Below are 13,886 nucleotides of genomic sequence, written 5' to 3' on the forward strand. Positions count from 1 at the left end.
CTACTCCTTGAGGTCCAGTGTGGGCGTCGGGCGGGAGAATCCGCGCGTCACACCCAGCAGCCAGATGAAACCGACTGCCAGCCAGCACAACCCGACGATCAGCGTCTCCGACGACAAACTGGTCCACAACCAGACCGTCAACGCGAAACCGATGAACGGCAACACCAGGCTGTTCACGATCTGGCCACCCGAGCGCTGCCGCAGGTCCACGAAGTAGTGCTTGATCACCGACAGATTGACCACCGAGAATGCCACCAGCGCACCGAAGCTGATTAGTGATGCCAACGTCGCCAGGTCAATGACCACAGCCAGCAGTGACACCACCGACACCACCAGGATCGCGTACACCGGGGTGGCGTATCTGGCCGACAACCGACCGAACACCCGCCGCGGCAGAATCCCGTCGCGGCCCATGGCGAAGAGGATGCGGGCCACCGAGGCCTGCGAGGTGATGGCCGATCCGAGCGCGCCGGCAACGTAGGCGGCAGTGAAGAACGTCTTGGCGAAATCGCCGCCGACGGCGGCCATCACGTCCAGCGCACCCGAGTCGACATCGGTGAACTCGTTCGACGGGAACACCACCTGCGACAGGTAGGACAGCCCGATGAAGATCAATCCGGATACCAGCGTTGCGATCATGATTGCCTGCGGCACAGTACGTTTAGGGTCTTTCGCCTCCTCCGACAGGGTGGACACCGCGTCGAAGCCCAGGAATGACAGACACAGGATCGCCGCACCGGCGAACACCGGGGCCAGGCCCGACGTCGTACCGTCACCGCTGAATGGAGCTGCCGGATCCACCGAGCCGCTGCCGAACAACGTCACGCACGACAGCACCACGAACGTCACAATGAAGATGGCCTGGATCGCGATGATGAGGAAGTTGGCGCGGGCCACCGACACGATGCCGATGATGTTGAGCACGGTGACGATGGCGATCGTCACCACGATGATGATCCAGGCCGGGATCGCCGGGAACGCGGCCTCCAGGTAGATTCCGATGACCAAGTAGTTGATCATCGGCAGGAACAGGTAGTCCAGCAGCAGCGACCACCCGGCCAGGAAGCCGATCGGGGCACCGAAGGCCTTCTGCGTGTAGGTATAGGCCGACCCCGCCACCGGGAACGCCCCGGCCATCCGGGCGTAGGACCGGGCGGTGAAAACCATGGCGACCAACGTCACCACATACGCGAACGGCAGTCTCCCACCGGTCACTTCGGTGACGATGCCGTAGGTGGTGAACACCGTGAGCGGCACCATGTAGACCAGACCGAACAGCACCAGGGACGGGAGCCCGAGAACGCGGCGCAGGTGGCCTTCCGTCGCGGCGGAGGTAACGGTCATGGCATCGCCTTTCACTGTTCGGCCGAGTACACCGGCTGGCCCTGCAGATACGTTGCGCGGATCCGCAGCGCCGGAAGGTCCAGCGCGGCAGTCCGAGTGGGATCACCCTCGAGCCAGACCAGGTCGGCGCTGGCGCCGGGCACCAGGCGGCCCCAGTCGGATTCGGCGAATGCCTGGTATGCCACCCCGGCCGTGTACGAGGACAGCGCCTGCTCGATCGGGATGATCTCCTCGGGTGTCCAGCCGCCCTCCGGGGCGCCCTCGGCGGTCTGCCGGGACACCGCGACCGCGATTCCGTCCAGCGGCGCGCCCGATGACACCGGCCAGTCCGAGCCGAATGCCAGTGCCGCACCGGAGGATTCCAGTGACCGTATCCGGTACTGCTTGTCGGCGCGTTCGGCACCGAGCCGCGGAATGGTTAGCACCGTCATCAACGCGTCCATCTGAGCCCACAGCGGCTGCACGTTCGGGATGACGCCGAGTTCGGCGAACCGGCCGATGTCGGCGTCGTCGACGAGCTGAGCATGGGCGATCACCGGGCGCCGGTCACGGGGTCCGTTCTGCCGAACGACGTACTCGATGGCGTCGAGGGCCTGGCGCACCGCGGCGTCGCCGATGGCGTGGATGTGGATCTGGAGACCGAGGTCATCGACGCGGCGTGCGGCCTCGGCCAGCGAGTCGCCCTCCCACAGCGTCATTCCGTGGCTGTGCAGACCCGAGCAATACGGTGCCAGCAGTGCTCCGGTCTCATTCTCCACCACTCCGTCGGCGAAGAACTTCACGGTGTTCGCCGTCAGCAGGGGCGACTTCGTCGCCTCGACGCGATCGCTGGCCGAGGCGAACTGCGTAATCTGGGTGTCGAAATGGCGCGGGTCGGCGTAGAACGCGAGGTTGAAGCGCATCCGCAATGCGCCCTGAGCGGCTGCCGCGAGGTAGGTGTCGACATCGGCCGGCTCAACCCAGGCGTCCTGCACCCAGGTGACGCCGCGGGCCAGGAAGTAGTCGGCCGCGGCCGATAGCGCCGCGATGCGCACTGCCTCGTCACGCGGGGGCATGACGGCGGCGACCAGGTCGGTGGCACCCCATTCCCGCAGCGTGCCGAGCACCGATCCGTCCGACCGCCGCGGGATCTCGCCGAGCACCGGGTCGGGGGTGTCGGCGGTGATCCCCGCTCGTTGCAGCGCAACGGAATTGACCCAGAAGGTGTGGTAGTCCCAGGCCCGCAGCACCACGGGCCGGTCTGGTACCGCAGCATCGAGCCAGCGTGCGTCGAACAGGCCGGCGGGAACCAGGCTGCCGTCGTAGGACGCGCCGACTATCCATTCCTCGTGAGGATTGGCGGCGGCGAATTCCCCAACTGCCGCCACGATTTCGTCCACCGACGAACATGCCCGCACCGCCGGCCCGGCGGATTCCAGCCCGCCGTAGAGCGGGTGGGCATGGCCGTCACCGAAGGACGGCATCAGAAAACCACCGGCCAGGTCGACCTGCGCATCGCAGGGCTGCGCGTGGGCCTGCTCCCCCACCGCGAGGACCACGCCGTCGGCAATCAGCAGCGCATCGGTGGTCTCGGTGCCGGTCCAGATCACGCCGCCATGAAACAACGTCGCCACGGTCGGGACACTACGCGCGGTCACACGCGCTCCGCGCGGTTTATCGGCGATGGTTGCTGCTGTGTTATGCAGTGGATTCCGCCACCACGTTCGAACAGCGGCCGGGCGTCGACCGATACCACGGAGCGGCCCGGGTACTGCTCGGCGAGGATCGCCGCGGCATCGGCGTCCCGCGGATCATCGAAGCTGCAGGCGATCACCCCGCCGTTGACCACCAGGTGGTTGATGTAGCTGTAGTCGACGTATCCGTCGCCGTCGGCGAGGATGGTCGGGGCAGGCATCTCCACAATGTCGAAACCGTACGCGCCTTCCAGTGTTGAACGAATCTCCTTGCAAACCAAGGTGTCCGGGTGTTCATCAGCGGTTTGGGTGTGAAGCAGCAGCCGCCCGGGAGCTGTGATCGCCGCGACGATGTCGACATGGCCGCGGGTGCCGAAGCGCTGCGAGTCACGGGTCAGCCCGCGCGGCAACCAGACCACCTTTGCGGCGCCAACGGTGCGGGCCAATTCGGCCTCGACATCGGCTCTGGACAGGCCGGGATTGCGGCCGGGGTCCAGTTGGACGGTCTCGGTGACCAGCACGGTGCCCTCTCCGTCGACCTGAATACCACCGCCCTCGTTGACAAGTGGCGAATCCACCACCGGGACGCCGGCGAGCTCGGCCACCGTTGCGCCTATCTTGGCGTCGCGGTCCCAGCGCGCCCAGTCCTGGGCGCCCCAGCCGTTGAACACCCAGTCGACCGCGGCCACCGACCCGTCGTCAGCGTGCACGAACGTCGGCCCGATATCCCGCATCCAGGCGTCATTCAGCGGTGCCTCGACTATCTCGATGTCCTGGGACACATAGCGTTTCGCGGCCCCGATCTCGTCCGGGTCGACGAGCATGGTCACCGGCTCGAACTGTGCGATGGCGTGGGCCACCGCCGCCCAGGTGGACCGTGCCTGATGTCGGGCCTCTTCGGTATCTCCGAGCGAGTAGCCCGCACTGGGAAAGGCCATCCACACTCGGTCCTGCGGGGCGCCCTCGGAGGGCATGAGGTACCGCGTCACTTGACGACCGCCGTGGCGTCGTGGCCTTCGCCGTAGGGCCGGGTCGCGTCCACCGGTGCGTGCAGCGCACCGTAACTGTCGGGCCTGCGGGTCAGCAGGAACGGGAACAGCTCCAGCCAGTCGCGGCGCTGGTCCAGGTCGAGGTCGGCGACCAGCACGGCCTCCTCGTCCCGCGGCGCCTGCACCAGCACCCGGCCGTACGGGTCGGAGATGAACGACGAACCGTAGAACGACAGCGCGCCCTCGTCGCCGGTGCGGTTGGGCACGACCATGAACAATCCGCTGTTGATGCCGTTGGCGACGATCACCTGCTGCCACAGCGGCTGGGTGTCGAAGGCGGGGAACACCGGCTCGGACCCGATCGCCGTCGGATAGACCACGATCTCGGCACCGCCCAGCGAGTAGTTGCGGGCCACCTCGGGGAACCATTCATCCCAGCAGGTCGGCATGCCAATCCGGGCGTCCAGGCCGTCTGGTTTGTACACGGGGTAGGGATCGCCGTCCGCGGGACCGGCCCGGAAGTAGGTGTCCTCGTAATAGCCGGCCGAGATCGGGATGTGCATCTTGCGGGTTCTGGCCACCAGGTCACCGGCCGGGGACACCAGGATCGCGGTGTTGTAGCCAAGGCCGTCGGCTGCCGGCGCCTTCTCGTACAGCGATGCGTGCACGAAGACGCCGTTGGCCCGGGCCGCCTCGGCCGCGAGCGCGAACGTCGGGCCACCGGTCAGGTCCTCGGCGTGATCCCCCGGATTCGGCCCGGCCGGAGTGTCCGCCGGATAGCGCAGCAGGGTGATCTCCGGCAGGAACACCGCGCGTGCACCTGCGCCGGCGGCCCGGTCGATGCCTTCGCGCAGGACCCGGGCCAGCTCGGCGGCATCGTCGCGCCAGCGGTGCTGCACCAGCCCGACCCGCAGCGGGGGCCGCTGAGACACCGTCGAGCGGGACAGCGGTTCGGCGGCCGCGGCAGACAACATGAGCATGTCGGTACTCCTAAAACGAATCCATTTCGTTTATTGTGTGATGGAGGACACGCCGTTGTAAAGAGCTTGGGGAGAACTCGTATGGGACGCCCATCGGTGCCGATCCTGTCCACGGACCGGATCACCTGCGCGGCAATGGATCTCGTGAACTCCGGCGGCGGGTTCACCATTCCGGAGCTGGCCCGCAAGCTCAAGGTCAGCCCGTCGTCGCTGTACAACCACGTTTCCGGACGCGAGCAGATCATCGAGCTGCTGCGCGAGAGGGCCATGAGCGACGTCGCGCTCCCCGACACCGAATCCGACCGGCCCTGGGCCGATGTCGTCGCCGAGATCATGCGCTCTTACCGGCGCAGCTACGCCCGGTTTCCGCGGCTGATTCCGCTGCTCACCGCCTATCCGGTCAACAGCCACCAAGCCGTCACCATGTACAACGCGCTGGCCGTCACGCTGGCCCGGGCCGGGTTCGGTGCCGACGACACGCTGCGCATCATCACCATGATCGACTGCTTCGTGCTCGGCTCGGCGCTCGACGTGGCCGCCCCGGAGGCCCCCTGGGCGTCCGGACCCGACGTGGGGCCTGAGCTCACCGCGGCGCTGGCCACCGGGTCCGCCAGGGCCGACCGCGCCGAGGACGCCTTCGAGTTCGGCCTCGCCGTGCTGCTGCGGGGCCTGGGGCCCTACACCGCCGCAGCCAGGCGGGAGCCGGCGTAAACGTCCTTCCACATGCGGGTGGCCGGGTCCGACGCATCCAGCGCATGTCGGCTGCTCCCCAGGAGCCGATCGGCCGCGCCACACGCTCGGGCGACGGCTTGCCGATGGGCCCACAGCGCAGCATCGCCCAGCATGTGCAGCGACGTGGCGACCTGAATTTTGGCGGCATCGATGTCGGACGCCGCCCGGGCCACCTGCGTGGCAGCCTCATTGGTCATCTCGTCACCGCCGTAGGACGCGGCGAGTCGCGCGCGCACCTGGTCGACGTGCTGGCGCCACACGCCATCGGCCGATCCCACGACAGCGGCGGCCGCACCCGCTCCCGCCACCACCGACACGACGTCGCGATGACACGTGAAGACGTGTCGATCGTCAATGGGCAGATCGGTGACGGTCACGTCACAGATACCCGCCGCGTTCAGACCCGTCTGGCTGATCACCGGATCTATTCGGGCCGCGGCACGCGGCAGCAGCACCCGATAGTTCTCAGCGGTCAGCAACAGCCAATCAGCCTGTTCAGCACCGATGACCGATGTCCATCGACCCGTCAGCCTTCTATCGTCAAGACAACCCTCCGCGGCTCGATGGCTGGTGGTGATCACCGCACGAGGGTCCGGGTTCCACACCTCGTCGGCCACATGCTCCGGCAGAGCCGCCACCTCGTGGGCAGCGACATTGAACGCAGCGGCAAGCCAGCCGAGCGATCCGTCGAGTGCCGCGCACTCGAGAACCACCGAGACGAACTCCTCGGTGCCCAGCGCGAAGCCGCCGTACCGAGCCGGTTGCAGTACCCTACCCACCGCCGAACCATGGAGTGCGCCAATAGATTCAGCTGTCACCGAGTCGAGAATCTCGCGTACCGCGCCATTCGGCTCGGCCATAAACGCCTCCTCGGGCCGGCAACGGATGATATCCATGATCGTGACACGGGATAGGCAGCTATGACGGAGACTATGTCGCAATCCGTGCTGGCCGCGGTTCGCTCACTGCTGCCCTCGATCGCCGCTGCCGCGGCCGATGTCGATCGCCGCGGCGCCGTCGATCCGCAGGTTATCGCGAGCCTGCACGACGCGGGTTACTTCGCGATGCTGCAGCCCAAGCCGTTCGGCGGTCTGGAGGCTGAGCCCGAGGACTATTTGACGGCTACCCGCGAACTGTCGGCAGCCTGCATGTCCACCGGCTGGTTGGCCGGATGGCTCGGGGTGAACAGTTGGGGCCTGTCCGTGCGTGATCAGCGCGCGCTGGAGGAGATCTGGGGTGCAGACCCCCGGGCTCTGCTGTGTTCGTCCTACGCACCGACCGGACGACTCGAGCGCACGGACCGTGGTTACTGGCTGTCCGGTCGGTGGAGTCGCTGCACAGGCGCCAACCACGCCTCGTGGATGAGCGCGGCAGCATTGCGCGTCGGACCAGACGGCGCCGCCCAGGACTTCATGGCGGTCCTCGTGCCGCGCACCGACTATGTCGTCGAACCGATCTGGAATGGACTGGGGCTGCGTGGAATCGGTGCCGACGACGTCGTCGTCTCCGGAGCCTTTGTGCCCGAACACCGCACGTTCAGCTGGCTCAACCTGACCCTGGACGCCCACGTGCCTGCACTGGACCGACTTCCGCAACCGACGCTGTACACGCTGGCCGGGACCATGCCGCTGCTCGGCGCGGCGCAACGGATGCTGGCGGCTCGACTGCCGGCAGCATCGACGCCGCTGAGCGCGCTGGCCATGGCCCACACCGATGTCGAGCTGTCGTTGCAGCAGATCCGGCGCAACGTGGGCGATCTCATGGACTGCGCTCGCGGAGGCGGCTATCCGGACGCCGAGCTGATGCTGCGAACGCGTCGGGACCAGGTGATGGCCTCTGACCGTGCCGTGCGGGCCATCAGCGTGGTCATGCAGAGTCCGGGCCACGAGGCCGACGAGGTACTGATGGAACGTGTGTGGCGCGATGTGGCGACGGCCCGCATGCACGTCTCGAGCAATGTTGAGCAGGTGCTGTCAGTGGTGGGCCGGTTCGCCTTCGGCCTCACGGTCGACGATCTCATCTGGTGAGCGTCCGGCTACACCCAGTCGTCGGAGGACAACGTGCGAAGCACCCGGGACAACATGTCGTCGGTGACTGTCACGGAGTCGGCCTGATTGCGCGCCAAGGCGAATTCGGTGCTGCCGATGCGCTCCGATATGCCCCTCGCGGCGCGCGTGAGGAACGGCGCCATTCGTTGTAGACGGTGGATGGGTACCGCGCCGGTGAGCGAGAGGCCCGCCAACTCACCGTCCGCCATTGCGATCGGGGCCGCGACGCTGGATAGGCCGACGGCGAGTTCCTGGTCGTCGTAGGCGAGTCCGTGGCGGGATCTGATCCGGGCCAGCTCCTGATGCAATGTGGGGAGGTCGGCGATCGTTGCCGGAGTGCACTTGCGAAGCGGGTCACCGACTATCGAGTCCACCTCCTCGGCGGCGAGCAGCGCCAGCATCGCCTTGCCCAACGCACTCGCGTGCGCCGGCGTGTGCCCGGCGACCCGTGTCGGCACCACGGTGCCACTGCCCCCGGACACCTTGTCGAGGTAGACGACATCGGCGCCGAGCAGCACGCCGAGGTGAACCACGAGCCCGGTGTCGGTCTGAAGCCGGTCGAGCACGCGGGATGCCACGCCGCGCAACTGGGAATGGTCCACCATGCGGGTCACCGGCAGCGACGGGGCCGCGAGGCGGTATCCGTCCGCGCGGTGCTGCAGCAGCCCGGACGCATGCAACTGGGTGAGGATGCGATGGACCGACGAGCGGGGCAGCCCGGTGCGGATGACGACCTGGTCCAGTCGGAGCAGCTGACCGGGATCGTCGAACGAATTCATGATCAGCGCGACCCGAGCCACCATTGACGTCGCCGCGTCTGATGCGCTGCCGTTCGCGGACCGCTGCAAGACCGCCTCCACGATGAAGTCTCCGCGCCCTGAAGGGGGCGGTTTCCGTACTGGCTGCCGTTGTTAGGCGGCGGTTTTCCGGGTTTGACGCTTCGCAGCCTGCCTAGTGGCGTTGGGCTCCACGTCCTGCGAGGCCACTTCCTGGCCCCGGTATTTGATCACGATCGCGGCATTGGTGTCAGCGTTTCCGGTCCACCCGCATGAGAGGTTTGCGCATCGGAACACCGCTTGACTTTCGCGTTGCCCCTCCGCGGTCGACCCGCATCGGTGACACGTCTGTGACGTGCCGTGTGGCCGGACCCGGATTACCCGCGCCCCTGCTTGATCTGCTTTGTAGGTGAGCAGTGTCAGGATCTGTGTCCATCCCTGATCGAGGATGGACCGGTTCAACCCGGACTTCTGTTTGACGTTCGCCCCCGGGTCCTCGATGGTGCCTCGTGCACTGTGGGTCATGTTCTTCACCCGCAGGTCTTCGACCACCAACGCTGCCACCCCGGTAGCGACCAGTGCGGCGCTCACCTGGTGGGCGAAGTCATACCGGCGCCGGGCTTGCCGTGCTTTGACCGCCGCGAGCTGGGTGTAGGTGCGCAGGAGTCTGCGGCTGGATTTGTGGCCGCGGGGTCTTCCCACCCGCTGCCGAGCGGCTTTACGTTCGAGCCGGTACAGACGCTTCCTCTCTCCCGATCCGAGGGTGGCGGCTTGGTCGATGAACGCCCCGTCTGACAGCGCCAGCGTGTGGGTCACGCCGCGGTCGATACCGACACTGCCCCTCTCACCTCGCCGCGCACGGGGTTTGACAACCCGGTTCTCACCCCGAACCACCAGCATCCAGCCGGTCGCCTCCCTCACTACCCGCGCACCGGTGACGCGGTCAGGCATCGAACGGTGCAGCCGGACCTTCACCGCCCCTACCTTCGGGATCGCGGCCGTGGCCCACTTACTGTTGAGCCGGGTGAGGTTCAAGTCCCGCGCTTGGGGCACGTCAACTGCGCGGCGCGCCCTGCGCGTTTTCCAGGTCGGCCGCCCGTGGGTGCCGTTCCAATGGTTCGACCAGGCCTGCTTATAGGCCCTCAGCACCTGCTGGGCAGCCTGCGCGGGCAGGATCGCGAGCCAGTCGATGTCTTTGCGGGCCTGCCGGATCGCGGCATCGGACTGCGCCCACGACGGCCATCGTTTCGATGCCGCGTGAAACGTGTGGTGTGCGTGGATCAAATTCCACAAGGCCCGGGCAGCGCCAGCCTGGCGGGCCAGCACCTGCGACTGGGCCGGTGATGGCGCCAGCGGGTACTTCACGCACCGCTTGATCACCATCAACTCGCTCACAACAGCAGTATCGGCCACACCTCTGACATTGCGCTGTCGTCGAAGCCCAGTTACGCGAGTTCAACGGTGAACACGACCACTCCCATCTGCTGGTGCACTACCCACCAAAGTCGCATTATCGAAGTTGGTCAACCGCCGCCAAGGCGTCACTGCCCGGCGATTGCGACAGGAATACGACCCCACCTCCGCAAATACTTATGGGGTGAACACTTTGGTCTGGCTCCTACTTCGCCAGCTCATGCGGCGAAGCACCCCTGGCCGTGGTCAAGCAATACATCCAAAACCAGCAAGGCCCGGTCTAACGACCACACGACCTCGCTCCGCGAGGCCGAAAGGGACCGCGATGCGCCACACCCCCGCCCTGAAGGACGGAGCACTGCGCAAAATCAGAGGTAGATGTCGACTCCACCGAAACGATCTCATCACGCGAGCGGCAACACAATCGGCCCCTTCCATCTGATGGAAGGGGCCGACTGTGCTCGTGCGGCTAGCCGCGTGTCGCTACATCACGCGGCGTCGCTCTGGCTGCCGCTATCCGCTCCGCCGGTGGCGTCAGATGTCCCCGCGCCGCCCGAGGTGCCGGTGTTGCCGGCCTTGGCCTTGGCGACGAACTTCTTGGCCGCCTCCTGGAGCTTCTTGACCGAGGTCGCGACCGGGTCGCTGACATCCGTCACGCCGTCCTGCGCACCCTGGCCGGGGGCATCGGAGCCGGTTGCGGGCACACCCGGTACGACCTTGTTGCCGTTGCTCAGATCGGTCGCGCCGTTGGACACACCAGCCTCGGTCTCGACAACCTCGGCCTTGACGTCCTCGGTCTCGACCTTGGCCGGCGTTACCTCGGGCTCGGCGACTGCGTTCGACTTCCGATCCGCATCCGGTGCCGGGTCAGCCACAACCTTCAGCGGCGCCGCGGACTCGGCGGCCGACTTGGCCGTCAGAGCATCGACTGCTGCCGGCGCGGGCGCGGGAGCCGGTGCGGGGAAGACCCGCTTGATCACCTGGTCCACCTCGTGGATGACCTTGGCGGTCACCGCGCGCTGGAACTTGATCATCGAGAACTTCGCCTCGGCGACACCGCGGTTGATCGCCGTCGCAATCGTTGCGAAGTCCCTTGTGGCGAAGGCGGCGGAGATCTTCTGCGCGGTCGCGGCGAGCTGTCGGGTCAACGTGCGCACCTGAAGCTGCACCTCGTTGCCGAGTGTGGGCTCGGGGGCGAACTCCTTGCCGTTCCAGTTCACCAGGGTCCAACCGTCCTCGTTGTTGCCCTCGATGACGACGTAATCGGTGTTGCCCAACTGAGCCGTCTGCAGCAGCTGGAGCTTCTCCATCACGGTGAGGTTCTTAACGTTCATCATCGTCCAGAACATGATGGTCCCGCCGTGCGCGAAGACGACGGCGTTCCGGTCGCCGTTGTCGTAGATGGTCTGCAGCGCACCGTCGACCCTGGCGTCGAACGAGTACCCGTTCTCGGTGGTGCCGGGCATGAACGTGCCCTTGTTGAACATGTCGACCGGGATCTGGGGGATGACGCCCGGGAACGTCCATCCGATCGGGTACAGGCCGTACCCGCCCTGGGCGTTGGCCTCCGGGGTGCCCTCGAAGACACCGGCCGGAATCTCCTGCAGGCCGTCGATCACATTGATGGGCAGGCCCAGGTACTGCGACATCGGCGTGGCCGTGAGCTGCGTCCGCACCATCGTCGACGCGTAGATGCCGTCGTAGTTGTTATCGCCCAGCTTGGCGGCGATATCCCGTGCCTGCTGCTGGCCCAGCGCGGTCAGCACCGGACCGGGTGTCGTCGTGTCGATCAGGCCCGAGGCGTTGCCGGCTGACTCGCCGTGCCGCACGAACGTCACCCTCATCAGCTCGGCTGCGGTGGCGGGGATGGCGGCCCCGAAGAGGAGCGCACACGAGGCCAGGGCGATACCGAAGAATTTCCACACCGCGGATCGACGCCGCAGGCCGACGTCGAGGGCTCTCGATCGAGCCGGCGGACCCGCTGTTGCGTCGGGGTGAGAAGGATCGTTCATTGAACACTTCCTGTTCGTTCGGGCGGACAGCTGACAGTGAACTCACAGGAGCCCGCAAACAAGCGGCAGTCTCGTTCACTGAGACTTGTGTTTGCTGGCGATACCGAATACCTAGTCGCGGAAATAGCGCGGTGCCGCGCGCTGTTGCGGGGTAGATGACTGAGCCAACCGAACTGAGCCCCACCGACTGGGTCCGCGAGCAGACCGAACGCATCCTGGCCCAAGGCACCACCGACGGGGTCGAGGTTCTAGACCGCCCGATCGTCCTGTTCACCACGACCGGCGCGAAGTCCGGGAAGAAGCGCTACGTACCCCTCATGCGTGTCGAGGAGGACGGCCGCTATGCCATGGTCGCGTCCAAGGGTGGCGATCCGGCGCATCCGTCCTGGTACCACAACGTGCAGGCGCATCCCTCTGTGACGGTGCAGGACGGCGACAAGGTGGCCACGCTCACCGCCCGTGAACTCGAGGGCGCCGAGCGCGAGCACTGGTGGGAGCTGGCGGTCGCGGCCTATCCGCCATACGCCGACTATCAGGTGAAGACCACGCGGTTGATTCCGGTGTTCGTCCTGGAGTGATCAGCCGGTTTCCCACCCGGGTTCACTGCTGGGCTCCTCGAGGACGGTAAGCGCGGGGTCGATGGCCGTACGCGTCTGATTGCCACCGGCGCGACGCGCTTCGAACATGGCCGTCTGCGCAATGGTGAGGAGTTCCTCCATGACGTCATGGGAGGGCAGGGCGGCCAGCGGAGCCAGTGGCGTACACACCACCCCGACGCTGGCTGTGACACCCGTGTGCGCGCCGGCGACTCCCCCACGGATGCGCTCTGCCAGTGGGTGAGGGTCAGCCTGGGTGAACAGATCGGCAACCCAGAACTCGGAATCGCTGGGATGGGCTATGGCAGCGCCGCGGCGAGCCGTCTCGCGCAGGGACCGGGCGATCGCCACCCGCACGCGGATAGCTCGGGCCGCACCGTGCATATCGGCCAACAGCGCGTGGTTGTCGAGGTTGACGACGACCACGACCAGACGCCGGTCATCGTTGCGACTGCGGGCACCGATGAGAGTGGCGACCTGCTCGTAGAAGCCGTCGCGAGTGAACAGTCCGGTGACCGGTTCCAGGTCGCCGTGGATGGTGTCGTTGGCGATGAGGCGGATGACCAACCGGCTCGCGAACACGGCAAAACCGTTGACGAGCACGACCAGCAGAGCCGTCGCCAGTGCCACCGACACGTCGTCCTCGGCCAACTGCACCGCCAGGTACACGATGACCCCGGCGCCGACGGCCCAGATGAACGCCAGCAGCCTCATCGAATGGAGGAGGGCGACCAACGACCCGAGCGCCGCGTACGCCGTGGCCCCCAATATGCCCACCACAGGCGACGACACCATGACGCATGACACCGCGATACACACGGTCCCCACAACCGCGGTTGCCTGTGAGACGCGACGACTCGGCCATTTGGGTCGCAGCCACACCCATGCCATCACGACACAGCAGGCCGCCACGACGATCTGGGCGACGCGGCCACCCACACTGTGCGGACCCAAGACTCCGAACGACAGAATCACGCTGATCACGCCGAGTCCGAAGATGCTGCCGGCAATCGCTCGACTGGTGCGGCGCTGCAGGTCGTGCGACGCCAGGTAGGCGGTCAGCCAGTAGTAATGATCGCCCCCACGCCGCCAATCACGCGCGCCCATCACGCGCCGTTACCGCCACTCATTGCTGAAACAGTACAAGTTGACGGCCGCCTGGCACGTCCGACGGGCCGATGCCCTGCAGTCTCGTTCGACACACCAAACTTCTCATCAGACCTGCGTCGAACCACTTTGGAGCACTGCATGATCCCCGGCCCTATGACGCTGAGAACTAGGCACGCGTCGTCAGCGCGTCGGGATCTGATTCAGTGGCTCGGC

Annotated in this window: 12 protein-coding genes and 1 pseudogene; 4 read left to right on the forward strand and 9 right to left on the reverse strand. The window is 66.5% G+C overall.

Annotated features, from left to right (window positions below; translation table 11 throughout):
* From ABIA65_RS00175 to ABIA65_RS00190, 4 genes are read right to left on the reverse strand one after another with little or no spacing between them, the layout of a single operon-like run.
* Entirely contained in the window at nucleotides 1–1,344 is a 1,344-nt protein-coding gene (locus ABIA65_RS00175; protein ID WP_354522217.1) for an APC family permease, read from the reverse strand.
* Between the two features lie 11 nt (nucleotides 1,345–1,355).
* Nucleotides 1,356–2,981 (reverse strand): amidohydrolase, encoded by a 1,626-nt coding sequence (locus tag ABIA65_RS00180; RefSeq protein WP_354522218.1) that lies wholly within the window; start codon nucleotides 2,979–2,981, stop codon nucleotides 1,356–1,358.
* Nucleotides 2,978–3,991: an agmatine deiminase family protein gene (locus tag ABIA65_RS00185; protein ID WP_354523058.1), complete on the reverse strand. Its 1,014-nt coding sequence runs from the start codon at nucleotides 3,989–3,991 to the stop codon at nucleotides 2,978–2,980. The genes ABIA65_RS00180 and ABIA65_RS00185 overlap by 4 nt, the downstream gene beginning before the upstream one ends.
* An 11-nt stretch (nucleotides 3,992–4,002) precedes the next feature.
* Entirely contained in the window at nucleotides 4,003–4,986 is a 984-nt protein-coding gene (locus ABIA65_RS00190; protein WP_354522219.1) for a nitrilase-related carbon-nitrogen hydrolase, read from the reverse strand.
* Nucleotides 4,987–5,067: 81 nt separating this feature from the next.
* Here ABIA65_RS00190 and ABIA65_RS00195 point away from each other — a divergent pair, with 81 nt between their 5' ends.
* Entirely contained in the window at nucleotides 5,068–5,697 is a 630-nt protein-coding gene (locus ABIA65_RS00195) for a TetR/AcrR family transcriptional regulator C-terminal domain-containing protein (RefSeq protein ID WP_354522220.1), read from the forward strand.
* Here the strand turns inward: ABIA65_RS00195 and ABIA65_RS00200 are convergent.
* Nucleotides 5,664–6,578, reverse strand: coding sequence for an acyl-CoA dehydrogenase family protein (locus tag ABIA65_RS00200; RefSeq protein ID WP_354522221.1), 915 nt, complete (start codon nucleotides 6,576–6,578; stop codon nucleotides 5,664–5,666). The two genes, ABIA65_RS00195 and ABIA65_RS00200, sit on opposite strands and share 34 nt — an antisense overlap.
* A gap of 60 nt (nucleotides 6,579–6,638) precedes the next feature.
* On the opposite strand from ABIA65_RS00200, the gene ABIA65_RS00205 reads away from it, so the two are divergent.
* Nucleotides 6,639–7,745 carry an acyl-CoA dehydrogenase family protein gene (locus ABIA65_RS00205; protein WP_354522222.1) on the forward strand — a complete coding sequence of 369 codons (1,107 nt, stop codon included), beginning with the start codon at nucleotides 6,639–6,641 and terminating at the stop codon, nucleotides 7,743–7,745.
* 8 nt (nucleotides 7,746–7,753) lie between these two features.
* On the opposite strand, the gene ABIA65_RS00210 is transcribed toward ABIA65_RS00205, so the two are convergent.
* Both ABIA65_RS00210 and ABIA65_RS00215 read right to left on the reverse strand, forming a co-directional pair.
* A complete protein-coding gene (locus tag ABIA65_RS00210; RefSeq protein ID WP_354522223.1) occupies nucleotides 7,754–8,626 on the reverse strand; it encodes an IclR family transcriptional regulator in 873 nt (290 codons plus the stop codon).
* Nucleotides 8,627–8,677: 51 nt separating this feature from the next.
* Nucleotides 8,678–9,925 carry an RNA-guided endonuclease InsQ/TnpB family protein gene (locus tag ABIA65_RS00215; protein ID WP_354522225.1) on the reverse strand — a complete coding sequence of 416 codons (1,248 nt, stop codon included), beginning with the start codon at nucleotides 9,923–9,925 and terminating at the stop codon, nucleotides 8,678–8,680.
* A 230-nt stretch (nucleotides 9,926–10,155) separates the two neighbouring features.
* Between ABIA65_RS00215 and ABIA65_RS33455 the strand changes: the two are divergent.
* Nucleotides 10,156–10,239: pseudogene (locus ABIA65_RS33455) on the forward strand (transposase); the annotation flags it as partial.
* A 204-nt stretch (nucleotides 10,240–10,443) separates the two neighbouring features.
* Here ABIA65_RS33455 and ABIA65_RS00225 read toward each other — a convergent pair.
* Nucleotides 10,444–11,967 (reverse strand): histidine phosphatase family protein, encoded by a 1,524-nt coding sequence (locus ABIA65_RS00225; RefSeq protein ID WP_354522226.1) that lies wholly within the window; start codon nucleotides 11,965–11,967, stop codon nucleotides 10,444–10,446.
* Between the two features lie 155 nt (nucleotides 11,968–12,122).
* Between ABIA65_RS00225 and ABIA65_RS00230 the strand changes: the two genes are divergently transcribed.
* The gene (locus tag ABIA65_RS00230; protein WP_241401537.1) at nucleotides 12,123–12,545 is read left to right on the forward strand and encodes a nitroreductase family deazaflavin-dependent oxidoreductase; all 423 of its coding nucleotides are present in this window, start codon (nucleotides 12,123–12,125) and stop codon (nucleotides 12,543–12,545) included.
* Here the strand turns inward: ABIA65_RS00230 and ABIA65_RS00235 are convergent, their stop codons facing one another.
* On the reverse strand, nucleotides 12,546–13,670 hold the full coding sequence (locus ABIA65_RS00235) for a GGDEF domain-containing protein (protein WP_354522228.1): 1,125 nt from the start codon (nucleotides 13,668–13,670) through the stop codon (nucleotides 12,546–12,548).
* Nucleotides 13,671–13,886 lie beyond the last annotated feature (216 nt).

It is taken from the genome of Mycolicibacterium sp. 624 (assembly GCF_040548615.1).
In the GTDB taxonomy this organism is placed as follows: Bacteria; Actinomycetota; Actinomycetes; order Mycobacteriales; family Mycobacteriaceae; genus Mycobacterium.